General features: G+C 64.4%; 27 protein-coding genes and 2 tRNA genes. 20 read left to right on the forward strand and 9 right to left on the reverse strand.

Translation table 11 applies throughout. From position 1 onward, the window contains the following. Nucleotides 1–20: 20 nt before the first annotated feature. The 8 genes from CVO77_RS00395 to CVO77_RS00430 are packed head-to-tail and all read left to right on the forward strand — an operon-like array spanning nt 21 to nt 3,006. Nucleotides 21–431, forward strand: coding sequence for a hypothetical protein (locus tag CVO77_RS00395; RefSeq protein WP_105997391.1), 411 nt, complete (start codon nt 21–23; stop codon nt 429–431). 16 nt (nt 432–447) lie between these two features. Next, nucleotides 448–780 (forward strand): hypothetical protein, encoded by a 333-nt coding sequence (locus CVO77_RS00400; RefSeq protein WP_146130789.1) that lies wholly within the window; start codon nt 448–450, stop codon nt 778–780. Continuing rightward, the gene (locus CVO77_RS00405) at nt 780–986 is read left to right on the forward strand and encodes a hypothetical protein (protein ID WP_105997393.1); all 207 of its coding nucleotides are present in this window, start codon (nt 780–782) and stop codon (nt 984–986) included. Before CVO77_RS00400 ends, CVO77_RS00405 begins: the two co-directional genes overlap by 1 nt. Then, nucleotides 986–1,198, forward strand: a complete 213-nt coding sequence (locus CVO77_RS00410; protein WP_105997394.1) for a hypothetical protein — start codon at nt 986–988, stop codon at nt 1,196–1,198. Before CVO77_RS00405 ends, CVO77_RS00410 begins: the two co-directional genes overlap by 1 nt. After that, complete coding sequence (locus CVO77_RS00415; RefSeq protein ID WP_105997395.1) at nt 1,198–1,545, forward strand: DUF968 domain-containing protein; 348 nt, start codon at nt 1,198–1,200, stop codon at nt 1,543–1,545. Before CVO77_RS00410 ends, CVO77_RS00415 begins: the two co-directional genes overlap by 1 nt. After that, nucleotides 1,545–1,805 (forward strand): hypothetical protein, encoded by a 261-nt coding sequence (locus CVO77_RS00420; protein ID WP_105997396.1) that lies wholly within the window; start codon nt 1,545–1,547, stop codon nt 1,803–1,805. The genes CVO77_RS00415 and CVO77_RS00420 overlap by 1 nt, the downstream gene beginning before the upstream one ends. Beyond that, nucleotides 1,805–2,194, forward strand: a complete 390-nt coding sequence (locus CVO77_RS21880) for a helix-turn-helix domain-containing protein (protein ID WP_106000531.1) — start codon at nt 1,805–1,807, stop codon at nt 2,192–2,194. The genes CVO77_RS00420 and CVO77_RS21880 overlap by 1 nt, the downstream gene beginning before the upstream one ends. After that, entirely contained in the window at nt 2,179–3,006 is an 828-nt protein-coding gene (locus CVO77_RS00430; protein WP_158257945.1) for a tyrosine-type recombinase/integrase, read from the forward strand. Before CVO77_RS21880 ends, CVO77_RS00430 begins: the two co-directional genes overlap by 16 nt. 56 nt (nt 3,007–3,062) lie before the next feature. Here CVO77_RS00430 and CVO77_RS00435 read toward each other — a convergent pair. Beyond that, nucleotides 3,063–3,139: transfer RNA gene (locus CVO77_RS00435), tRNA-Pro, on the reverse strand. Between the two features lie 115 nt (nt 3,140–3,254). Next, a complete protein-coding gene (locus tag CVO77_RS00440) occupies nt 3,255–3,812 on the reverse strand; it encodes a JAB domain-containing protein (RefSeq protein ID WP_242446035.1) in 558 nt (185 codons plus the stop codon). Nucleotides 3,813–3,837: 25 nt separating this feature from the next. Here CVO77_RS00440 and thyA point away from each other — a divergent pair, with 25 nt between their 5' ends. The 4 genes from thyA (at nt 3,838) to CVO77_RS00460 (ending at nt 8,515) form a co-directional block, all read left to right on the forward strand. Further along, a complete protein-coding gene (thyA, locus tag CVO77_RS00445) occupies nt 3,838–4,773 on the forward strand; it encodes a thymidylate synthase (RefSeq protein ID WP_242446036.1) in 936 nt (311 codons plus the stop codon). Nucleotides 4,774–4,864: 91 nt separating this feature from the next. Then, nucleotides 4,865–6,175 carry a 3-methyl-2-oxobutanoate dehydrogenase (2-methylpropanoyl-transferring) subunit alpha gene (locus CVO77_RS00450; protein WP_105997398.1) on the forward strand — a complete coding sequence of 437 codons (1,311 nt, stop codon included), beginning with the start codon at nt 4,865–4,867 and terminating at the stop codon, nt 6,173–6,175. A gap of 32 nt (nt 6,176–6,207) precedes the next feature. Continuing rightward, the gene (locus tag CVO77_RS00455; protein ID WP_105997399.1) at nt 6,208–7,212 is read left to right on the forward strand and encodes an alpha-ketoacid dehydrogenase subunit beta; all 1,005 of its coding nucleotides are present in this window, start codon (nt 6,208–6,210) and stop codon (nt 7,210–7,212) included. Nucleotides 7,213–7,216: 4 nt separating this feature from the next. Then, complete coding sequence (locus CVO77_RS00460; RefSeq protein WP_105997400.1) at nt 7,217–8,515, forward strand: dihydrolipoamide acetyltransferase family protein; 1,299 nt, start codon at nt 7,217–7,219, stop codon at nt 8,513–8,515. Between the two features lie 31 nt (nt 8,516–8,546). Here CVO77_RS00460 and CVO77_RS00465 read toward each other — a convergent pair whose 3' ends face one another. Beyond that, complete coding sequence (locus CVO77_RS00465; RefSeq protein WP_242446037.1) at nt 8,547–9,011, reverse strand: hypothetical protein; 465 nt, start codon at nt 9,009–9,011, stop codon at nt 8,547–8,549. A gap of 271 nt (nt 9,012–9,282) precedes the next feature. Here CVO77_RS00465 and CVO77_RS00470 point away from each other — a divergent pair, with 271 nt between their 5' ends. Continuing rightward, entirely contained in the window at nt 9,283–10,431 is a 1,149-nt protein-coding gene (locus CVO77_RS00470; protein WP_106000535.1) for an AI-2E family transporter, read from the forward strand. A 43-nt stretch (nt 10,432–10,474) separates the two neighbouring features. Next, nucleotides 10,475–10,551 (forward strand) — tRNA-Asp (locus CVO77_RS00475). Between the two features lie 88 nt (nt 10,552–10,639). On the opposite strand, the gene CVO77_RS00480 is transcribed toward CVO77_RS00475, so the two are convergent. The 4 genes from CVO77_RS00480 to CVO77_RS00495 all read right to left on the reverse strand — a co-directional run bounded on the left by CVO77_RS00480 (nt 10,640) and on the right by CVO77_RS00495 (nt 12,310). Further along, the gene (locus tag CVO77_RS00480) at nt 10,640–10,870 is read right to left on the reverse strand and encodes a DUF2842 domain-containing protein (RefSeq protein ID WP_105997401.1); all 231 of its coding nucleotides are present in this window, start codon (nt 10,868–10,870) and stop codon (nt 10,640–10,642) included. After that, a complete protein-coding gene (locus tag CVO77_RS00485) occupies nt 10,867–11,442 on the reverse strand; it encodes a 5-formyltetrahydrofolate cyclo-ligase (protein WP_105997402.1) in 576 nt (191 codons plus the stop codon). Before CVO77_RS00485 ends, CVO77_RS00480 begins: the two co-directional genes overlap by 4 nt. Nucleotides 11,443–11,676: 234 nt before the next feature. Then, on the reverse strand, nt 11,677–12,102 hold the full coding sequence (locus tag CVO77_RS00490; RefSeq protein WP_105997403.1) for a cell division protein ZapA: 426 nt from the start codon (nt 12,100–12,102) through the stop codon (nt 11,677–11,679). Further along, nucleotides 12,095–12,310 carry a hypothetical protein gene (locus CVO77_RS00495; protein ID WP_105997404.1) on the reverse strand — a complete coding sequence of 72 codons (216 nt, stop codon included), beginning with the start codon at nt 12,308–12,310 and terminating at the stop codon, nt 12,095–12,097. Before CVO77_RS00495 ends, CVO77_RS00490 begins: the two co-directional genes overlap by 8 nt. Nucleotides 12,311–12,475: 165 nt before the next feature. Here CVO77_RS00495 and tkt point away from each other — a divergent pair, with 165 nt between their 5' ends. The 5 genes from tkt (at nt 12,476) to CVO77_RS00520 (ending at nt 18,446) form a co-directional block, all read left to right on the forward strand. Beyond that, entirely contained in the window at nt 12,476–14,443 is a 1,968-nt protein-coding gene (tkt, locus tag CVO77_RS00500) for a transketolase (protein WP_105997405.1), read from the forward strand. Between the two features lie 37 nt (nt 14,444–14,480). Next, nucleotides 14,481–15,488, forward strand: coding sequence for a type I glyceraldehyde-3-phosphate dehydrogenase (gene gap / locus CVO77_RS00505; protein WP_105997406.1), 1,008 nt, complete (start codon nt 14,481–14,483; stop codon nt 15,486–15,488). Between the two features lie 137 nt (nt 15,489–15,625). Continuing rightward, the gene (locus tag CVO77_RS00510) at nt 15,626–16,822 is read left to right on the forward strand and encodes a phosphoglycerate kinase (protein ID WP_106000536.1); all 1,197 of its coding nucleotides are present in this window, start codon (nt 15,626–15,628) and stop codon (nt 16,820–16,822) included. A 77-nt stretch (nt 16,823–16,899) separates the two neighbouring features. Then, a complete protein-coding gene (locus CVO77_RS00515) occupies nt 16,900–17,790 on the forward strand; it encodes a fructose bisphosphate aldolase (RefSeq protein ID WP_105997407.1) in 891 nt (296 codons plus the stop codon). Continuing rightward, a complete protein-coding gene (locus CVO77_RS00520) occupies nt 17,790–18,446 on the forward strand; it encodes an O-methyltransferase (protein WP_105997408.1) in 657 nt (218 codons plus the stop codon). Before CVO77_RS00515 ends, CVO77_RS00520 begins: the two co-directional genes overlap by 1 nt. 39 nt (nt 18,447–18,485) lie before the next feature. Here CVO77_RS00520 and CVO77_RS00525 read toward each other — a convergent pair whose 3' ends face one another. After that, entirely contained in the window at nt 18,486–18,902 is a 417-nt protein-coding gene (locus tag CVO77_RS00525; protein ID WP_242446039.1) for a hypothetical protein, read from the reverse strand. A gap of 35 nt (nt 18,903–18,937) precedes the next feature. Here CVO77_RS00525 and thiE point away from each other — a divergent pair, with 35 nt between their 5' ends. Next, nucleotides 18,938–19,564 (forward strand): thiamine phosphate synthase, encoded by a 627-nt coding sequence (gene thiE / locus CVO77_RS00530; RefSeq protein WP_105997409.1) that lies wholly within the window; start codon nt 18,938–18,940, stop codon nt 19,562–19,564. Between the two features lie 24 nt (nt 19,565–19,588). On the opposite strand, the gene CVO77_RS21175 is transcribed toward thiE, so the two are convergent. Continuing rightward, nucleotides 19,589–19,747, reverse strand: coding sequence for a hypothetical protein (locus tag CVO77_RS21175; protein ID WP_158257946.1), 159 nt, complete (start codon nt 19,745–19,747; stop codon nt 19,589–19,591). Nucleotides 19,748–19,859 lie beyond the last annotated feature (112 nt).

Consider the following 19,859-nt stretch of genomic DNA (forward strand, 5'->3'; position numbering starts at 1 on the left):
ATTTTAGAAGGAGAATGGACATGAAGTTTGAAGTCGACGAGAAGTTGGTCGAACCGATCATTCGGGACCAGATTGCCACGGCGGTCATCGCTCAAATCGGTGATCCTACGGCGCTGATCCGGCACTGCATCGAGCAGACCTTGAAGCAAAAGGTCAGCTCAAACGGCACGATCTCGACATACAGCAGCGAGAATAAGTTCGACTTCATCGAAGTCCTTTCGGCCAACGCCATCCGCGCCGCTGCGAAGGCCGCTGTCGAGAAGATCGCTCAGGACGCCGCCCCGCAGATTGAGGCGGAAATATCCCGCCAGATCAAAGCCGCGCCGAAGAAGACCGCCGCCGCGATCATGGCCGGCTTCATGGGCCTCGCCGGTCAGCCCAACAATTACCGGCTCACCGCCAACTTTGCCTTTCAAGCAACGGAGAACTGACATGGGATTTCTATCGATGATCGGCGCGGTGTCCGCCGAAGAGCACGCGAAGCTGGACACGAAATTCAAGACGGCGATCAAGGATTTGGCCGCCCGAGATGATGAACTCGACAGCGCAGAAAAGCGCATCGAGGGGCTGCTCCGCGATGCCACGGTCCGCGCGAAATGGAACAAGGATGTCACCGACCGGCTCGCAAAGGCCGAAGTCGAGATTGCCGCCCTCAAGCCCGACGCCGAAGCCATGCGGGCGAAGCGGCAGGCGGACATCATCCGTCGCCAGAAGAACCGCGACGACGCCAAGGCCGGGAAGGTGCGGGCCGCTGTCGTGGCGAAGAAGGCGGCGCGCTGATGGCCCTCTATGCAGTCCGCAACAAGGCGACCGAATCCATCCGGCTCGTCGATGCGCCCACCAATGCGGCGGCGCTCCGTCATGTAGCTGGCGATGAATTCGCCGTGACGATCCCGAAGTCTCGCGAGGTGGCCAAACTGGTCGCTGATGGGGTGAAGGTCGAGGACTATGGCGAGCAGCCGGAAGCCGGGGAGGGGGAAGGCTGATGGCGTCCGATCCGTTCTATGTCGTCTGGAACCCCAAGGGGCCGCACTCGCCGCGCGAACGCCATAGCGCAATGCACTTGGCGGAAGCCGAGGCTGAGCGGCTGGCAGTCCAGAACCCCGGTCAAGACTTCTACGTCCTTGCGACAGTCAGCCGGACGCGGACGACGCGGCCGATCGAGGTCGAGCGGTTCGACCCGGACATTCCATTCTGATGCGCGTCGACACCCGCCCTCGCATCCGCAACGCCGGTCGCCCGGCAGAGAAGTCCGCACCGGCCTTCCTGCAATGGGTCCGGTCCCGCCGCTGCATCCTCGAAAAGACCGGGGCTTGCAGCGGCAAGGTGAGGGCGTGTCACGTCGATTACGCGGGCGACAAGGGCATGGGGACCAAGGTCAGCGACCGGCACTCGTTCCCTGCCTGTGACGGCCACCACGACGAGCAGCACCGCATCGGCTGGCGAACCTTCGAAGCGAAATACCGAATCATCTGCCTCGACCTGGCTGCGCAGTTTTGGCGCGCATGGCCCGGACGATTGGCATGGGAAAGGAAGCATGACTGATGTGCGTCACCAAAGTCACGGCCTTTGAACACGCCGGAAAGCTGTTCACGACCGAAGAGGACGCGCTGAAAGCCGCCCTCAAGGACATCGCCGAGAAGCTCATGAAGGAGCATAGCGCCGCGCTTCATACGGGGCTGCTGGCGCATAGTGATCAGCTTCGGTCGGTGCTGGCGGCGCTTGACGTGATCGAGCGGGCGAAGCCGGTTGCTGCGGAACCGGTCGCGGCTTTCGTCGACGAGGCTGTGAGGGAAGCGGCGTGATGGGCATCCACAGCCATATCCTGCCAGAGCATGACGTCCGGCCCTATTCGATCGCCCAATTGGCCGACCGCTGGGGATGCAGTGACAGCATGATCCGCAAACTTGTCAATCAGGGCGAGTTGCAAACATTTCGGATCGGTGCGCTTATTCGCGTCAGTGCAGCCGAAGTGGAGAGGTATGAGAAATGTCCAGCGGAACCGAGCCCTATTCCGTCCAGCGATTCCGGGGAGGGTTCGCCCTCGTCTGGCGAGAGCCCCCAGAAGTCGACCCCGAGCAAAAGCGCCGCCGTCGTCAACTCGCCGCGCAAGATAGGGCGAGCGCCGAATCGGAAGCGCGCACCATCTGGGAAGGGGCCGACGATAGTCCGTGGACCGTGGAACGGATCATGACCGGCTATATGGCATCTATCGCGCACAAGCCGTCGCACGGTCGAACGCAGGACGCATGGAAGGCAATGAAGCCCTTCTGGCAGAACGTGGACCCGGCGATGATCGACGAGCCGATGTGCCGCGAGTATCGCCGAACCCGCAAGGTCGAGGATGCCACTGCGCGGCTCGAACTGATGAAGCTTTCGACGGCGCTCAATTGGGCGATGAAGGCGCCGCACAAGCATATCACCGAGCGCGGAACCGTCTGGCTCCCGCCGAAGTCGGAGCGCAAGACGCGGCACCTGACCCGGAAGGAATTCGACCGGCTGCACGACGGCATGATCGCGCCTCACGCCAAACTCTATGCGCTGATCGGGCTGTTCACCTGCGCCCGGCCCGGTGCGATCCTCGACCTGACATGGGATCGAGTCGACTTCATGCGCAGCCAGATCGACCTCAACCCCGTCGGACGAACGCAAACCGCCAAGCGCCGGCCAGTCGTGCCAATCGGGGATCGGCTGCTGACTGCCATGCAGGAAGCCTATGCCGCGCGGACCTCGATCTATGTCGTCGAGCGGGCAGGGAAGCAGGTCGGCAACATCAAAAAGGCGTTCCAGGCGGCGTCCGAAAGGAGCGGTGTCCACGCAACGCCTTACACGCTGCGCCATACGGGCGCGGTCTGGGCCGCTGAAGCTGGGGTGCCGATGTCAGAATTGGCGCAAATGCTGGGGCACGACGACGACCGAACGACGCAACAGCATTATGCTCGATATTCGCCGGGCTATCTGAAGCGCGTTGCCGATGCGATTGAGAAAGGGAGAATTAGCGCATGAGGTTCAACATGAACCGCCAACCCCTGTCTATCTCAAGACAGAATTGGCGGAAAAGCTGGTCGGGGAGAGAGGATTCGAACCTCCGGCCCCTGCCTCCCGAAGACAGTGCTCTACCAGGCTGAGCTACTCCCCGACCGATCTTTACGCCGGCGGACCGGCGCGAAGGCAGGGCGGTCCTCTAGACGCGCAATTTGCGAACATCAAGCGCCAATCGGCTTGGTTGCGACGATTGTGTCAGGGGCTGGATTCTAGATCAGCCCGGCGCCGCGAAAGCTGAAATGTCCGCTCTCGACGAAAATCAGATGATCCGAAAGGTCGATGCCAAGCAGCCGCAGAAACTGACCGGCTTCTTGCGTGCAGCGAAGGTCGGCGTCGCTCGGCCGGGCGATGCCGGAAGGGTGATTGTGCGCCATCAGCACCGTGGCGACGCGCTGGCCGAGCAGGCGGTTCCAGCATGACGGCGTGATCACGCAGCGTCCGGTCGTATCGCCCGCGGCGCTTTCGAGTCCGGCGAGTCGGCCATAGGCGTCGAAGCCCGCGAGCAGCGCGATCTCGCGATCAGCGAACAGCATCGGGCGGAGCAGATGCCGCGCGATCGCATCCTCGGCATCGCGGGACACGAAACCGGCGGCCCCCGCGGCGCGCGGCAGCTTGTCGATGGGTTCGAGCAGGATCATCGCATGGGTCATGCGACGCACGGCATCGTCGCCCAAGCGGCGATTGGGCCGTATCGGAGCATTGGCGGGCGCCTTTGCCTGCGCCTGGTCGTCGAACCCCTTGTCGCGCCGCGGCGCGCGGCCTAGCAAAGACGGCGATAGCGAGGAGCGCGTGTTGCCCGATTCCATCCATTATGAGCTGCAATATCTCGACCTGATGCGGCGCATCTGGACGGAAGGCGACGAACGCGTCGACCGCACCGGGGTCGGCACGCGCTCGCTGTTCGGCGAGACGATGCGATTCTCGCTGAACGACGACGCCATTCCGCTGCTGACGACCAAGCGCGTCTATTGGAAGACCGCGCTGCGCGAACTTCTCTGGTTCCTGACCGGCGACACCAATATCCGTCCGTTGCTGGCGCAGGGCGTGAAAATCTGGACCGACTGGCCGCTCGACACCTATCGCAGCGCGACCGGCGACGAGATGAGCGCCGAGGATTTCGAGGCGCGGATCGTCGCCGACGCGGCGTTTGCGGCGAAATGGGGCGACCTGGGCCCGGTCTACGGCCATCAGTGGGTCAACTGGCCGCGTTACGAGCCGGTGGGCGAGGGGCTGTTTCGGCGCGCCACGCAGGGGCACAACCAGATTTCGGCGCTGATCGAGTCGCTCCGGAATAATCCGGGCTCGCGCCGCCATATCTTCACCGGCTGGAATGTCGCCGACCTCGACCGGATGGCGCTGCCGCCGTGCCACATGACCTATCAATTCCACGTCCGCAGCGACGGCGGGCTGTCGTGCCTGCTGTTTCAGCGGTCGTGCGATCTTGGGCTCGGCTTTGCCTTCAACATCTTTGAGGCGGCGTTGCTGACGCGGATGATCGCGGATCAGTGCGACCTTCACGCGCACGAGGTCGTGTGGACCGGCGGCGATGTGCATCTGTATCTCAACCACAGCGAACTGGTCGAGCAGCAATTGCGGCGGGTTCCCGAAGGGGCGCCGAAGCTTCGCATCCTTCGCCGTCCGGCGACGCTTTTCGATTACCGGTTCGAGGATTTTGCGGTCGAATCCTATGCCCCGCAAGCGCATATTCCGGCGCCCGTCGCGGTCTGAGCGCCGCCGTTGCATTCATATGGCGACTGAAATAATATGTCGCCACTGCGAAATATAACTAGGCGCTGATTCGCGCCCGGAGGGAGACGATATGCCCGAGACGCCCCCCAAGGCGAGTTTACGGCGCCCGGCGGGCAATTTGCCGCCGCTGTCGCTCCACATTCCCGAGCCGCGCTACCGTCCCGGCGACACTCCCGACTTCGGCGATATCGAAGTTCCCGCGGTCGATGCGACCCCGCGCCCCGGCGAAGCAACCAAGCCCGATGCGATGCGCGAGCTTTGCTATGGCCTCGTCCGCGTGCTCGATTTCGATGGCGTCGCGAAGGGGCCGTGGAATCCGAAACTGTCGCCCGAACGCCTCCGCATGATGCTGCGCACCATGATGCTCGTTCGTGCGTTCGACGACCGCATGTTCCGCGCGCAGCGACAGGGCAAGACCAGCTTTTACATGAAATGCACCGGCGAGGAGGCCACCTCGGTCGCCTCGACGATGGCGATCGACCGATCGGACATGTGCTTCCCCAGCTATCGCCAGCAGGGCATATTGATCACGCGCGACTATCCGCTGATCCAGATGATGAACCAGATCTATTCGAACCGCGGCGACCATCTGATGGGTCGGCAACTGCCGATCATGTATTCGGCGCCCGAATATGGTTTCTTCAGCGTTTCGGGCAATCTCGCCACCCAATATCCGCAAGCGGTGGGCTGGGCGATGGCGTCGGCGTCGAAAGGCGACAGCCGGATCGCGACCGTCTGGTGCGGCGAGGGATCGTCGGCCGAGGGCGATTTCCACTCGGCGTTGACCTTCGCGACCGTCTATAACGCGCCGGTCATCTTCAACGTCGTCAATAACCAATGGGCGATCTCCAGCTTTTCGGGCTTCGCGGGCAGCGAGCGCACGACTTTTGCGGCGCGCGCGGTGGGTTATGGCATCGCCGGGCTGCGGGTCGACGGCAACGATCCGCTCGCGGTCTACGCCGCGACGCAATGGGCGGCCGATCGGGCGCGGACGAACAACGGCCCGACGCTGATCGAACATTTCACCTATCGCAGCGAAGGGCACAGCACCTCGGACGACCCGAATGCCTATCGTCCGGCCGACGAGGCGACCGCCTGGCCGTTCGGCGACCCGATCGCGCGGCTGGCGCAGCACCTCGAACTGCTGGGCGAATGGGACGCCGACCGCCATCAGGCGCAAGCGAAAGACCTCGAAGGTATTGTGAAGACGACACAGAAGCAGTCGGAAAAGCTCGGTATTTTGGGTCACGGCATGCACCAGCCGTTCGAAACGATGTTCCAGGATGTGTTCGAGGAGATGCCCTGGCACCTCAAGGAGCAATGCGATCAGATGCTCGCCGAGCGCGAGGCCAAATTCGGCCCCGATTGGAAGCCCGAATGATGCCAGAATCTTCCAGTTCCGAGGTGAAAACCATGAACATGATCGAGGCGATCAACAGCGCCATGGACATCATGCTCGAACGCGATCCCGCCACCGTGGTGATGGGCGAGGACGTCGGCTATTTCGGCGGGGTTTTCCGCGCCACCGCGGGCCTCCAGAAAAAGCATGGCAAGACCCGCGTCTTCGACACGCCGATCAACGAATGCGGCATCATCGGCGTCGCCGTCGGCATGGGCGCGTACGGCCTGCGGCCCGTCCCCGAAATCCAGTTCGCCGATTATATCTACCCGGGGCTCGACCAACTTGTCAGCGAGGCGGCGCGGCTGCGCTATCGCTCGGCGAACGATTTCATCTGCCCGATGACGGTGCGTACGCCCTTCGGTGGCGGTATCTTCGGCGGCCAGACGCACAGCCAGTCGCCCGAAAGTATCATGACGCATATCTGCGGCGTGAAGACGGTGATCCCGTCGAACCCCTATGATGCCAAGGGCCTGCTGATCGCGGCGATCGAGGATAATGATCCCGTCGTCTTCCTTGAGCCCAAGCGTATCTATAACGGTCCGTTCAGCGGCTATTACGACCGCCCGGTCGAGCCCTGGTCGAAGCATGATGCGAGCGCGGTACCTGAGGGCTATTACCGCATTGACCTCGGCAAGGCGGCGACGGTGCGCGCGGGCGAGGCGGTGACCGTGCTTGCCTATGGCACGATGGTCCATGTCGCGAAGACGATCATCGACGAGATAGGCATCGACGCCGAAATCCTTGACCTCCGCACACTGCTGCCGCTCGATATCGAGGCGATCGAAACGTCGGTGAAGAAGACCGGGCGCTGCCTGATCATCCACGAAGCGACGCGCACCTCGGGCTTTGGCGCCGAACTCGCGGCGCTGGTGCAGGAACGCTGCTTCTATCATCTCGAAGCGCCGGTCGAGCGCGTCACCGGCTTCGACACGCCGTATCCGCACAGCCTCGAATGGGCCTATTTCCCTGGCCCCGTCCGCATCGCGACCGCGTTGACCAAGATATTGAAGGACTGACGTCATGGCCCGCTATTCATTCCGTCTGCCCGACATCGGCGAAGGCATCGCCGAGGCCGAAATCGTCGCCTGGCATGTGAAGGTCGGCGACCGCATCGAGGAAGATGCGCAGCTTGCCGACATGATGACCGACAAGGCGACCGTCGAAATGGAATCGCCGGTGTCAGGGATCGTCGTCGAACTGGCGGGCGAGGTCGGCGACATGGTGGCGATCGGCTCGACGCTGGCGGTGATCGAGACCGAGAGTGACGGCGATGTCGAAGCGTCGCCGGCGGATACGCCGGTCGAACGGCAGATCGAGGCTGAGACGCCGGGGGGCGAAGAGGTAGTAGTTCCCCTCCCGCTTTCGGGAGGGGCTAGGGGAGGGCCTGTTGAACCCACTCCGGTCGCCGTCGAAACAAGCCCTCGCCCGACCCCTCCCGCAAGCGGGAGGGGAGAAGAGGCGAAGGTTCTGGCTTCACCCGCCGTTCGGGCGCGCGCCAAGGATCTCGGCATCGATCTCGGCCAGGTTCACGCCGAGGGTGACCGCGTTCGTCACGCCGACCTCGACGCATATCTCCGCTACAGCGTCGGGCAGGGCTATCATGCGCCGGGTGCCAGCCGCGCCCGCGCCGACGAGCCGGTCAAGGTCATCGGCATGCGTCGCAAGATTGCCGAGAATATGGCGGCGTCGAAGCGGGCGATCCCGCATTTCACCTATGTCGAGGAAATGGACGTCACCGCGCTCGAGGAGATGCGCGCCGACCTCAACGCCCATCGCGGCCAGCGCCCCAAGCTGACGATGCTGCCTTTTCTGATCGTCGCGATTTGCCGCACGATCCCGCAATTCCCGATGATCAACGCGCGCTATGACGACGAGGGCGGTGTGGTCACGCGACACGGCGCGGTGCATCTTGGCATGGCGACGCAGACCGACGCGGGGCTGATGGTCCCGGTGATCCGTGACGCACAGGATATGAATGTATGGCAGCTCGCGAGCGAAATCACGCGCCTGGCCGACGCTGCGCGCACGGGCAAGGCGAAGGTAGAAGAACTGACCGGCGGCACGCTGACGGTGACGTCGCTCGGCCCGCTTGGCGGCATCGCGACGACGCCGGTGATCAACCGGCCCGAGGTTGCGATCATCGGCCCGAACAAGATCGTCGAGCGCCCGGTCTTTGACGGCGACGATATCCGCCGCGCCAAGCTGATGAATTTGTCGATTAGTTGCGACCACCGCGTCGTCGATGGCTGGGACGCCGCGAGCTACGTCCAGGCGCTCAAGAAGCTTATCGAGACGCCGATCCTGCTGTTCGCGGATTGATCGCCCCGTCGTCTCCGCGCAGGTGGGGGTCTTATTTGACAACGCCCCTGAACATCAGCTTTCCGGCGCCTCCCGCCGGGATCGGTTTCTGGAACGCCCAGCGGATATGGGTGACGTCGGCGGGCTGCGCCGGGCGGCGGCTGCCGTCGGTAAGCGGAACGGTCAGCGTGTCGAGCGCGCCCCAGCTTCTGCCACCATCGACCGAGACGATCGGCCGGGTGTCGCCCGCGCCGACAAAGCGGACCGCCGATGGCATGGGGTTCGTAATCACGAACCGGTCGGCCGCTCGCGCGCCCGCGTTGCGATAGTTCAGCACGAAGACGAGCCGGTCGCCGGGAACGACGGCCTTGGGCTCCTCGAGCAATATGCGCTGCCGGCCGCTGGCGTCGGTCGTGACACGCTCGACGAACACGCTGTTGTCGAGCGCAACCTGGTTCGCCGCGAGCGCCGGCGCTGGAGCGAAAGCGGCGGATAGAAGGACAAGGGCGGTGCGCATCGGCATCTCCATCATGCGGCGGACGCTTTCACCATGACCATGACTCCCAAGCTGAACCTTGACGCTCGTTCTCGCGATAAAAGGGAAACTTATGGTTAACACGGCGATAGGAAATGGAATTTTCGACCGGTAGAGGGAGGCAAAAGGTCGGGCGGAGAAGGATTCTGGCGCGGCGGAGAAAGCTCGCGTAGGATGAAGCAGTTAACCGGGAGATGACGTCGTGGGCGAAGAAGGGGGGAGCAAGGACAAGCGGTCGCCGCGCGCCAGTTCCCTGCGTCAGATCGAAGTCGATGATTTCCGGCGCGATCGGCTGCTCGCGGCGCTCGCGCTGATCGTCGGCGCGGCCTTTTGCCTGGCTTTACCGTTCGCCTTGCAGGCGGGAGCGGAATTTTTCCTGCCGCTGACGGCGGCGATCGTCATCTCGATCGCGCTGGTGCCGCTGCTCGAATGGCTCGAGCGCCGCAGCGTGCCTTCGGGGCTGGCCGCCTTCCTGTCGCTGGCGGGGTTCCTGATGATCGTCAATGCGGCGCTGGCGATCATCGTCGTGCCCGCGACCGGCTGGTTCGCGCGCATCCCTGAATCGATCCCGCGCATCCAGAGCAACCTCGCTCCGCTCATCGATTTCTATTCGAGCCTGCAACGCTTCGTCGATCGCACGCTGATGTCGGTCGCCAGCGGCACCGAGGCGACGGCGCAGGCGGTCGCGGCGCAGGCGCCATCGTCGGTGGTCGACTATTTCATCTCGGCGGCGCCCGCGGCGGCGATCCAGCTTTTCTTCGCCGTCCTCGTCATCTTCTTCTTCCTCGCCGGCTGGACGCGGCTGCGGCGCGGGACGATCCGTCGCCGCGGCAGTTTCGACGGTGCGATGCAGACCGCGCGCGTGATCCAGAATGTCGTCGATGCAACCGCCGATTATCTGGCGACGATCACGATCATCAACGCGATTCTGGGGCTGGTCGTCTCGTTGCTGCTCTGGGCGCTCGGCATGCCGTCGCCCTTCATGTGGGGCGGGATCGTCAGCCTTTGCAATTTCGTACCCTATCTGGGGCCGATCGTCGCCGCTGTGCTGCTTGGGCTCGGCGGACTGATGACGTTTGATGCGGTGGGATTCGCACTGCTGCCGGCGCTGATCTTCATCGGCGTGCATCTGGTCGAGGCGAATCTGGTCACGCCGCTGGTGCTCGGCCGGCGGCTGACGATCAATCCGCTGCTGATCCTCGTATCGCTGAGCTTTTGGGGATGGGTCTGGGGAACGCCCGGCGCGCTGCTAGCGGTGCCTCTCCTCCTGATCCTCCAGACCATCCTCCACTCGACCGGAACGCCCGATCTTGGGGGTTTTCTGTTCGAGCGCGGCACGCTGACGGCGACCGACGAGATGCGCGATCGATTAAATCGCACAAAGGGCGAAAGCGACGGTTGACAGGCCGGAGCGCGGCGCATATTGGCGCTGCTCCCAAGCACACGCGGGTGTAGCTCAGTTGGTTAGAGTGCCGGCCTGTCACGCCGGAGGTCGCGGGTTCGAGCCCCGTCACTCGCGCCATTCCCTGTCCTTTTGGACGGAATGGCGGCCGCGGCTTGGGATCATGTCATCGCTGGAAATCGGGGCTGGAAGTTCAGGGACCGGCGCGTCAGCCGCGCCAGCGCCCCAATTCCATCCAGCGCAGCAGCGGCTTCAACGGCAAGACCCAGATGATGCCTGCGACGAGATAGAAGATCGCCTGGACGAGCACCGGCCATGCTCCCACCCACGGCGACAGCGCGACGATCAGCGTGGCCCATAGCGCGATCAGCAGCAGGATCAGGAAAATGCCCGCGGGCTTGCGCCAGCTCGGTGGCGGATCGGCTGGAATCTGGCTCACAGGCGGTCTCCGGTCATGATATATTCCTGTTCGGTCAGCACGGCGTCGAGCCGGACGTCGGTCGGCTCGATGGGAACAGTGTCAACTTCCTGCACCGACCAGGCGACACCGATCCGGATCAGGCCGGGATGCGCGGCGAAAAAGCGGTCATAATGACCGCCGCCCTGGCCGAGCCGGCCGCCTTGGCGGTCGAAGCCAACCAGCGGGCAGAAGATGAGGCCGGGAAGCAGGCGGTCGGTGTCGTCGGCGGGCTGCGGCGTTCCCCACGGACCCTTGACGAGCGGCTCCCCGGCTCGCCAGCGGCGAAAATCCATCGTTTCGATGCGTCCCTCGTGGTAGGGAAGTGTCAATATTACACATGTTAACATCGGCAATATGTCGGGTTCGGAATCCCAAGCAGCGTAAGCGGCCACGGGATTGGACGCCGCGACGAGATCGGCAAGGGGGGCGGGCAGCGCGCGGAAGGCACCCAAGCGCGCCATGTCGCCCAGATTGGCGACGAAATGCCGACGCCGGAAACGTAGCTTATCGCGGAGTTTCTGCTTCCGCTGAGCGAGGCTGTCGGAAAGCATGTCGTTTCCGCTCCTCGGAACGTAAATGGCGGGTGGCGGGACCACCGTGGGTCGTTTGCTGGAAGATCCTCTGACGCCAGTAACGTCAGGTGGGGACCATATACGTCGGACCAGGGTCCGGGCAGGGACAGCCCCCTAGGATGATGTATCGCCTCAGGGATTTTCGCAAAAGCTCGTACCGGGCAGTGCCCGCCGCCCCCTATGTAGGGCGGCTGCGGTGCGGTCTCAAGGGATTTAGGGAATTTGCTCGATCCGCGTCACCAGCGTCTCAATACGATCGGCGATCTGCAGCAGCGCGCGGTCGTGCGACGGCCTAGCGTCTGTTGGGTTCGAGGGCGGCGCTTTTCTGAGCGCGTTGAGGTCGGCGAGCGCGGCTTTCAGCTCCTCGCGCGCCTGCGCTTCGCGGCTTTCGGCGAGCGCTACCGCGGCGCGCAGCGAATCGGACTGCGGTTCGGCCTTCGCGGCCTTGCCCTTGGCGTCCTGCGCTTCGTCGGCGAGCATCAGTGCCGCGAAGAGCAATTGGCGAAGTTCGGTGCCGCCCGGCATCGCGCGCACTTTCTCGTCTACCACGGTCGCGAGGGTCAGCAACTGCGGTTCCTGCCCGTCGGCGCAATGGACGTCGTAGACGCGCCCGGCGATGTTGAGCTTGACGTCAGCCATTTTTCGCCTCCGCGATCAGGCGGTCGAGTTCGCCGATCACCGCGACGACTTCGGCCTTCAGCGCCGACGGGTCGCCCGCGGCGGATTCGGAGGAAACGGGTTGCGGCGCAGGGCGATTCGCCCGCTCGGTGAGCGCGTTCTCGATCCGGCTCAGCGCCCGTTCGATGCGGCCGATGGCCAGGCTGGATTCGTCGAGGTCGAGTTCCATGACCACGGGTTAGCAGCGCCGGGGATGTCGTGCAATCGCCTCTCCGCGCCGAAATAGCCGGAATAAGCGCTATTTTGTGCCGTGGCGGTTGACTCCTGCGCCCGTCGCCGCGAAGGGCTGTCCCCATCGAATCCGGCCATCTTCACATCCTTTTCCGGGGAACCCATGACACTGTCCGAACGTCAACTCGCCAACGCGATCCGCGCGCTCGCGATGGACGCCGTCCAGGCTGCGAACAGCGGTCATCCTGGGATGCCGATGGGCATGGCCGACGTCGCGACCGTCCTTTATTCGGATTATCTGAAATTCGACCCTTCCGATCCGAAATGGGCCGATCGCGATCGCTTCGTCCTGTCGGCGGGCCACGGCTCGATGCTCGCTTACGCGACCTTGCATCTCGCGGGTTATGCGCGGCCGACGATGGACGACATCCGCAATTTCCGCCAGCTCAACAGCCCGTGCGCCGGCCACCCCGAAAATTTCGAACTGGCGGGCATCGAGACGACCACCGGGCCGCTGGGGCAGGGGCTGGCGACCGCGGTCGGCATGGCGATTGCCGAGCGCCATCTCAACGCGATCTATGGCGACGATCTGGTCGACCATCGCACCTGGGTCATCGCCGGTGACGGCTGCCTGATGGAAGGCATCAATCACGAAGCGATCGGTCTGGCCGGGCATTTGCAGCTTGGGCGCCTGGTCGTGCTGTGGGACGACAACAAGATCACCATCGACGGATCGACCGACCTGTCGACGAGCGAGGATGTGCGGGCGCGCTACGCCGCGACCGGCTGGCACGTCGATAGCTGCGATGGTCACGACCCCGCCGACATCTGCCGCGCGATCGACGGCGCGATCGCCGACAATCGTCCGTCGCTGATCGCTTGCCGCACCGTGATCGGCTTTGGCGCGCCGAACAAGCAGGGCACTTCGGCGACGCACGGCTCGCCGCTCGGCGCCGATGAAGTCGCCGCGGCGCGCGAAACGCTCGGCTGGACCGCCGAGCCGTTCGTCATTCCCGCCGACATCGCCGAGGCGTGGAAAGCGTTCGGGGCGAAGGGCAAGGCGCTTCACGCCGAATGGAATAGTCGCCTTGCAAGGAACGAAAAGAAAACGGATTTTTCTGATCGTCTGAATGGCCAGGTCGCGCCGGGCGCGGCGTTCAAGGCCTATCTCGACGGGCTCGTCGCCGAGCCGCCGAAGGTCGCGACGCGCAAGGCTTCGGAGAATGCGCTTGGTGCACTCACCGCCGATATCGACGCACTCGTCGGCGGCAGCGCCGATCTGACGGGTTCGAACAACACCAAAACTTCATCCACCAAGCCACTGACAAAAAGTGATTATTCTGGCCGTTACATCTATTACGGCATCCGCGAGTTCGGCATGGCGGCGGCGATGAACGGCATGGCGCTGCACGGCGGAATCGTCCCTTATGGCGGCACCTTCCTGGTCTTTGCCGATTATTGCCGCGGCGCGATCCGCCTGTCGGCGCTCCAGCGGCAGCGCGTCGTCTATGTGATGACGCACGATAGCATCGGGTTGGGCGAAGATGGCCCGACGCATCAGCCGATCGAGCATCTCCAGTCGCTGCGCGCGATGCCGAACCTCCTGGTCATGCGCCCCGCCGATGCGGTCGAAACTGCCGAATGCTGGGCGATCGCGCTTGCGCAGGATAGTCGTCCGTCGCTGCTCGCCCTGACCCGCCAGAACCTTCCGCCGCTGCGCCATGACGTCACGGAAAATCTTTGCCTGAAAGGCGGTTATCGCCTGCGCGCCGCGTCGGCGGCGAAGAAGGTGGTGCTCGTCGCCACCGGCTCCGAAGTGTCGCTCGCGATCGAGGTCGCTGACAAGCTCGAAGCCGCGGGCCAAGGCGCCGACGTCGTCTCGATGGTGTCGACCGAGCTGTTCGACGAACAGGATGCCGCCTATCAAGCCGATATCCTGCCCGCCGACACGCTGATCGTCTCGATCGAGGCGGGCACGACGTTCGGTTGGGAACGCTACACCGGCCGCGACGGCCTGCGCTTTGGCATCGACAGCTTTGGTGCGTCGGCGCCGATCGACGACCTTTACCGGCATTTCGGCCTGACCGGCGATGCCATCACCTCCCAGATACTGGCACGGCTCGGCGCATAAAGACCGGGCCACCATAGGCAGAAAGGACTCCCTCGACATGGCAGTGAAAGTCGCAATCAACGGTTTCGGACGCATCGGTCGCCTGGTAGCGCGCGCCATCCTCGAGCGCCCCGACTGCGGTCTCGAACTGGTCGCGATCAACGATCTTGCCGACGCCAAGTCGAACGCGCTGCTGTTCAAACGCGACAGCGTTCACGGCGCTTTTCCGGGCGAGGTTTCGGCCGATGGCGACGCGATGGTTGTCAATGGCAAGCGCATTCGCGTCACCGCCGAGCGCGACCCGGCCAACTTGCCGCACGCCGAGCTGGGCGTCGATATCGCGCTGGAATGCACGGGTTTCTTTGCTGACCGTGATAGCGCGTCGAAGCATCTGACTGCGGGCGCCAAGCGCGTGCTGATTTCGGCCCCCGCCAAGGGCGTCGACCTGACCGTCGTCTATGGCGTCAACCATGACAAGCTGACCCGTGAGCATCATGTCGTCTCGAACGCGAGCTGCACCACCAACTGTCTCGCGCCGGTCGCCAAGGTGTTGAACGACACGCTGGGTATCGAGCGCGGGTTGATGACTACGGTCCACGCCTATACCAACGATCAGAAGATCCTCGACCAGATCCACCCCGACATGCGCCGGGCGCGCGCCGCCGCGATGTCGATCATCCCGACGACGACGGGCGCGGCCCGCGCGGTCGGCGAAGTGTTGCCCGAGCTCAAGGGCAAGCTCGACGGCTCGGCGATCCGCGTGCCGACCCCGAATGTCAGCCTGGTCGACCTGACCTTCACCCCGAAGCGCGACACGAGCGTCGAGGAAGTGAACAAGATCCTGAAAGACGCATCGGAAGGCGCGCTGAAGGGCGTTCTGGCTTTCTCCGACGAGCCGCTGGTCTCGATCGACTATAATCACTGTCCGGCAAGCTCGACCATCGACAGCCTCGAAACCTCGGTTCTCGAAGGCAAGCTGGTTCGCGTCGTCAGCTGGTACGACAATGAATGGGGCTTCTCGAACCGCATGGTCGATACTGCGGGCGTGATCGCCGGGCTGCTGTAATTCCACTGCCGTGCCCTCCGCGAAGGCGGGGCCCATCTCCGACCGTGTCGGAATGGAACGGACGGAGGTTGGCCACGAGAGCGTAGGAGATGGACCCCTGCCTTCGCAGGGGAACATTCCGCATCGGAGTGAACAAGATGACCGCGTTCAAAACCCTCGACGATATCGGCGACGTCACCGGCAAGCGCGTGCTCGTCCGCGTCGATCTCAACGTCCCGATGTTCGAAGGCGCGGTCAGCGACACGACGCGTATTCAGGCGGCTCTGCCGACGATCCACGAGCTGTCGGACAAGGGCGCGATCGTCCTGCTGCTCGCCCATTTCGGGCGGCCAAAGGGCGCGAAGAATCCGACCCAGTCGCTCAGTCTGGTCATCGACGGAGTCGCCAACGTGCTTGGCCATTCGGTGATGTTCATTCCCGATTGCATCGGCGAGGGCGCGAAAGCGGGGATTGCGGTGCTCGCCGCCGGCGACGTCGCGGTGCTCGAAAATACGCGCTTCCATGCCGGTGAGGAAAGCAACGATCCGACCTTTGCCGATGCGCTTGCCGAAATCGGCGATCTTTATGTTAACGACGCTTTCTCGGCCGCGCACCGTGCGCACGGCTCGACCGAAGGCATCGCGCACCGCTTGCCGTCCTATGCCGGCCGCGCGATGGAGACCGAGCTCAACGCGCTCGACGCGGCGCTCGGCAATCCGGCGCATCCGGTCGCGGCGGTGGTCGGCGGCGCGAAAGTGTCGAGCAAGATCGACGTTCTCAGGAATCTCGTCGGCCAGGTCGATCATCTGATCATCGGCGGCGGCATGGCGAACACCTTTCTCGCCGCGCGCGGGGTCGATGTCGGCAAGTCTCTGTGCGAGCATGATCTGGTCGATACCGCGAACGCGATCTTCGATGCCGCCGATAGCGCGGGCTGCACGATCCATCTGCCCTATGACGTCGTGGTGGCAAAACAGTTCGCGCCGAACCCGCCGACCCGCACCGTCAACGTCCATGAGGTCGCGGCCGACGAGATGATCCTCGACATCGGCCCGGCGGCGACCGAAGCGCTCGCCGATGTGCTCAAAAATTGCCGCACCCTGGTGTGGAACGGCCCGCTCGGCGCGTTCGAGACGCCGCCGTTCGACACCGCGACCGTCGCGCTGGCCAGGACCGCTGCGGCGCTGACCCGCGAAGGCTCGCTGACCTCGGTCGCGGGCGGCGGCGATACCGTCGCGGCGCTCAACCACGCGGGGGTCGCCGGCGATTTCACCTTCGTCTCGACCGCGGGCGGCGCATTCCTCGAATGGATGGAAGGCAAGCCGCTGCCGGGTGTCGACGCCCTTCAGGCCTGAACGAGCGTCGCATTGCTTCCCGCACGGGGCGGGGCTATGCGCTCGATCCCATACGTATGCAGCCAACTGGAGATGACATGACTGCCGCCAATGCCGCGATGCTGGAACAGATCAAATCGGGTCAGGGCTTTATCGCCGCGCTCGATCAGAGCGGCGGATCGACGCCCAAGGCGCTGAAAGGCTATGGCATCGACGAAGATGCCTTTTCGAACGACGAGGAAATGTTCGGCCTGATCCACGCGATGCGTAGCCGCATCGTCACTGCGCCCTGCTTCAACGGCGACAAGGTGATCGGCGCGATCCTGTTCGAACGCACGATGGATGGAGAAGCGGGCGGCCAGCCTGTCCCGGCGTTGCTTTGGGACCGCGGCGTCGTTCCCTTTCTGAAGGTCGACAAGGGGCTCGAAGCCGAAGCCGAGGGCGTCCAGTTGATGAAGCCGATGTCCGACCTCGACGCATTGTGCGACCGCGCGGTCGCCAAGGGCGTGTTTGGCACCAAAATGCGCAGCGTCGTCAACCTTGCCAACGCCGACGGCATCAAGGCGATCGCGCGCCAGCAGTTCGCTGAAGCGAAACGCATCGCCGCGCACGATCTGGTCCCGATCATCGAGCCCGAAGTGAATATCAAGAGTGTCGAGCGCGCCGCAGCGGATCGCCTGCTACTGAACGAAATGCTGGCGGAACTCGACGCTTGGGACGGCGCCCCGGTCATGCTGAAGCTGTCGCTGCCGACCGAACCCGGCCTGTTCCAGCCGCTGGTCGATCACCCCAAGGTGCTGCGCGTCGTCGCCTTGTCGGGCGGTTTCGTGCGCGCCGAGGCCTGCGCCGAACTGGCGAAGAACCCCGGCATCATCGCCAGCTTCAGCCGGGCGCTGCTCGAAGACCTCCGCCACCAGATGAGCGACGACGAATTCAACGCCTCGCTCGGCGGGGCGATCGGCGAAATCCACGCGGCGTCGGTCGCGTAATGGCCACGGGCTGGCAAGCCGTCGACGATTATATCGCCGAAAAATTGCTCGGCGCCGACGATGCGCTTGCCGCCGCCCTCGCCAATAACGCAGCCAACGGCCTGCCACCGATCGACGTGTCGGCGGCGCAGGGCAAGATGCTGTTCCTGCTCGCGCAGATGGCGGGGGCGAAGCGCATCCTCGAAGTCGGGACGCTCGGCGGCTATTCGACGATCTGGCTGGCGCGCGCTCTACCCGCGAGTGGCACGCTGGTGACGCTCGAACTCGAACCGCATCATGCGGCCGTGGCGCGCGAGAATCTGGAGCGGGCGGGCGTCGCGGACAAGGTCGACATCCGCGTCGGCCCCGCCGCCGACAGCCTGGCCGGGATCGCCGCCGACGCGCCGTTCGATTTGGTCTTCATTGACGCCGACAAGCAGAGCAACGCCCATTATGTCGCCGAAGCGATCCGGCTGGGGCGCAGCGGCACGACGATCATCGTCGACAATGTCGTCCGCGAAGGCGGCGTGCTCGACGCCGATAGCGGCGACGAGCGAATAGAGGGCACGCGCGCGCTGTTCGCTCGGCTGAGCGCCGACCCGCGACTCGACGCCACCGCGATCCAGACCGTCGGGGCGAAAGGCTGGGACGGGTTCGTGCTGGCGCGGGTGCGCTGAGCAACCTACTCCGTCTTCGCTTGCAATGACGAATATGCTCTACAACCCGCCCATGAAACGGAACGAGAAGCGATAATCCTCAGAGCGGATGGCTCCGCCGGTGCGTTTTGCCGGACGCACCGATTCGAGCGTGATCGTGCCGTCGGCGAGGTGCGTGGGTTTACCGAGCGTCACCTCGAATGGCTGCTTCTCGCCATTGCCGCGAATCCAAACCATTTGCAGCCGCACGCGGCCCGCCCAGACGCAGCGCGCATTCATCGGGCAGCGGCTGTCCTCCAGCAGCTTGACCGGCTGGACGATGGGGCCGTCGACATAGGCGCGCTGGCCGAACGCGACGTCGCGGCCGTCGGGCAGCGGCGCCTGTTCGCGGGTTGTTGCGCAGGCCGACACAGCGAAAGCGGCGGCGAGCGCGGGAAGGACCAAGGCGGGAATAGGGAGGCGGGGCAGGTTCTGCATTTGCGGGATAATCGCCGCATCGCTATGAACCCGCCATGACCACGCCAACCTGCCAGCTTTACCTGATCTCGCCGCTCGACGTCGGGGGCGATTTTCCCGCCAAACTCGAGGAAGCGCTCGCCGCCGCGCCGGTCGCGGCGTTCCAGTTTCGGATCAAGGGGCTGAATCAGCACGCCGCCGCGCGGCTCGCCGAGCCGTTGCAGGCGATCTGCGCCGCGCATGACACCGCATTCATCGTCAATGATGATGTGGGGCTTGCTAAGCGGCTCGACGCCGACGGTGTGCACTTGGGGCAGGGCGATGGCGATCCGCGCGAGGCGCGCCGCCTGCTTGGACCGCAGGCGCAGATCGGCGTGACTTGCCACGACAGCCGCCATTTCGCGATGGAAGCAGGCGAGGCGGGGGCCGATTATGTCGCGTTCGGGGCTTTCTTTCCGACGACCACCAAGGCGGTGGAGCATTATGCCGAGCCCGACATCCTGGTCTGGTGGCAGGGATTGTTCGAGCTTCCCTGCGTGGCGATCGGCGGTATCACCCCCGACAATGCCGCGATATTGATCGAGGCGGGCGCCGATTTCCTGGCGGTGTCGAGCGCGGTGTGGGCGCATCCCGAGGGGCCGGGGGCCGCCGTGCGGGCGTTCGATGCACTGCTGAGAGGGTAATCCGCGCGTGAATCGCGGCGGACCCTAAGCGAGCGGATAGCCGCTGCGCGGCTTGTCCTTGTCGGGTGGACGCGGCGCGGCTTCCTTGCGCCAGCCGAACAGGCCAGCGCAGGGCGCGGGGCGCCGGGCCGGTTTCTGCGGCGTGCGGGGCGGCGCCCGGTCGGGAAGATCGATATTCGTCATGCCCGCCTTATGAATTGCGGGCAGGGCGATATATTGGATCGATGCGTCAAATCGGCTTCGGTTCGTCGCCTTTTCGCTTGCCTAGGAGCGCGGCGCCCGCGACAGGTTGCGG

The sequence above is a fragment of the Sphingopyxis lindanitolerans genome, assembly GCF_002993885.1.
GTDB lineage: Bacteria > Pseudomonadota > Alphaproteobacteria > Sphingomonadales > Sphingomonadaceae > Sphingopyxis > Sphingopyxis lindanitolerans.

Coding starts and splice junctions, on each gene's coding strand:
- gap (WP_105997406.1), top strand. CDS start 14,481: ATGGCAGTGAAAGTCGCAATCAACGGTTTCGGACGCATCGGTCGCCTG.
- CVO77_RS00510 (WP_106000536.1), top strand. CDS start 15,626: ATGACCGCGTTCAAAACCCTCGACGATATCGGCGACGTCACCGGCAAG.
- CVO77_RS00520 (WP_105997408.1), top strand. CDS start 17,790: ATGGCCACGGGCTGGCAAGCCGTCGACGATTATATCGCCGAAAAATTG.
- CVO77_RS00450 (WP_105997398.1), top strand. CDS start 4,865: ATGCCCGAGACGCCCCCCAAGGCGAGTTTACGGCGCCCGGCGGGCAAT.
- CVO77_RS00420 (WP_105997396.1), top strand. CDS start 1,545: ATGTGCGTCACCAAAGTCACGGCCTTTGAACACGCCGGAAAGCTGTTC.
- CVO77_RS00485 (WP_105997402.1), bottom strand. CDS start 11,442: ATGCTTTCCGACAGCCTCGCTCAGCGGAAGCAGAAACTCCGCGATAAG.
- CVO77_RS00395 (WP_105997391.1), top strand. CDS start 21: ATGAAGTTTGAAGTCGACGAGAAGTTGGTCGAACCGATCATTCGGGAC.
- CVO77_RS21880 (WP_106000531.1), top strand. CDS start 1,805: ATGGGCATCCACAGCCATATCCTGCCAGAGCATGACGTCCGGCCCTAT.
- CVO77_RS00455 (WP_105997399.1), top strand. CDS start 6,208: ATGAACATGATCGAGGCGATCAACAGCGCCATGGACATCATGCTCGAA.
- CVO77_RS00400 (WP_146130789.1), top strand. CDS start 448: ATGATCGGCGCGGTGTCCGCCGAAGAGCACGCGAAGCTGGACACGAAA.
- CVO77_RS00465 (WP_242446037.1), bottom strand. CDS start 9,011: ATGCGCACCGCCCTTGTCCTTCTATCCGCCGCTTTCGCTCCAGCGCCG.
- CVO77_RS00405 (WP_105997393.1), top strand. CDS start 780: ATGGCCCTCTATGCAGTCCGCAACAAGGCGACCGAATCCATCCGGCTC.
- CVO77_RS00415 (WP_105997395.1), top strand. CDS start 1,198: ATGCGCGTCGACACCCGCCCTCGCATCCGCAACGCCGGTCGCCCGGCA.
- CVO77_RS21175 (WP_158257946.1), bottom strand. CDS start 19,747: ATGACGAATATCGATCTTCCCGACCGGGCGCCGCCCCGCACGCCGCAG.
- thiE (WP_105997409.1), top strand. CDS start 18,938: ATGACCACGCCAACCTGCCAGCTTTACCTGATCTCGCCGCTCGACGTC.
- CVO77_RS00515 (WP_105997407.1), top strand. CDS start 16,900: ATGACTGCCGCCAATGCCGCGATGCTGGAACAGATCAAATCGGGTCAG.
- tkt (WP_105997405.1), top strand. CDS start 12,476: ATGACACTGTCCGAACGTCAACTCGCCAACGCGATCCGCGCGCTCGCG.
- CVO77_RS00410 (WP_105997394.1), top strand. CDS start 986: ATGGCGTCCGATCCGTTCTATGTCGTCTGGAACCCCAAGGGGCCGCAC.
- CVO77_RS00460 (WP_105997400.1), top strand. CDS start 7,217: ATGGCCCGCTATTCATTCCGTCTGCCCGACATCGGCGAAGGCATCGCC.
- CVO77_RS00525 (WP_242446039.1), bottom strand. CDS start 18,902: ATGCAGAACCTGCCCCGCCTCCCTATTCCCGCCTTGGTCCTTCCCGCG.
- CVO77_RS00490 (WP_105997403.1), bottom strand. CDS start 12,102: ATGGCTGACGTCAAGCTCAACATCGCCGGGCGCGTCTACGACGTCCAT.
- CVO77_RS00495 (WP_105997404.1), bottom strand. CDS start 12,310: ATGGAACTCGACCTCGACGAATCCAGCCTGGCCATCGGCCGCATCGAA.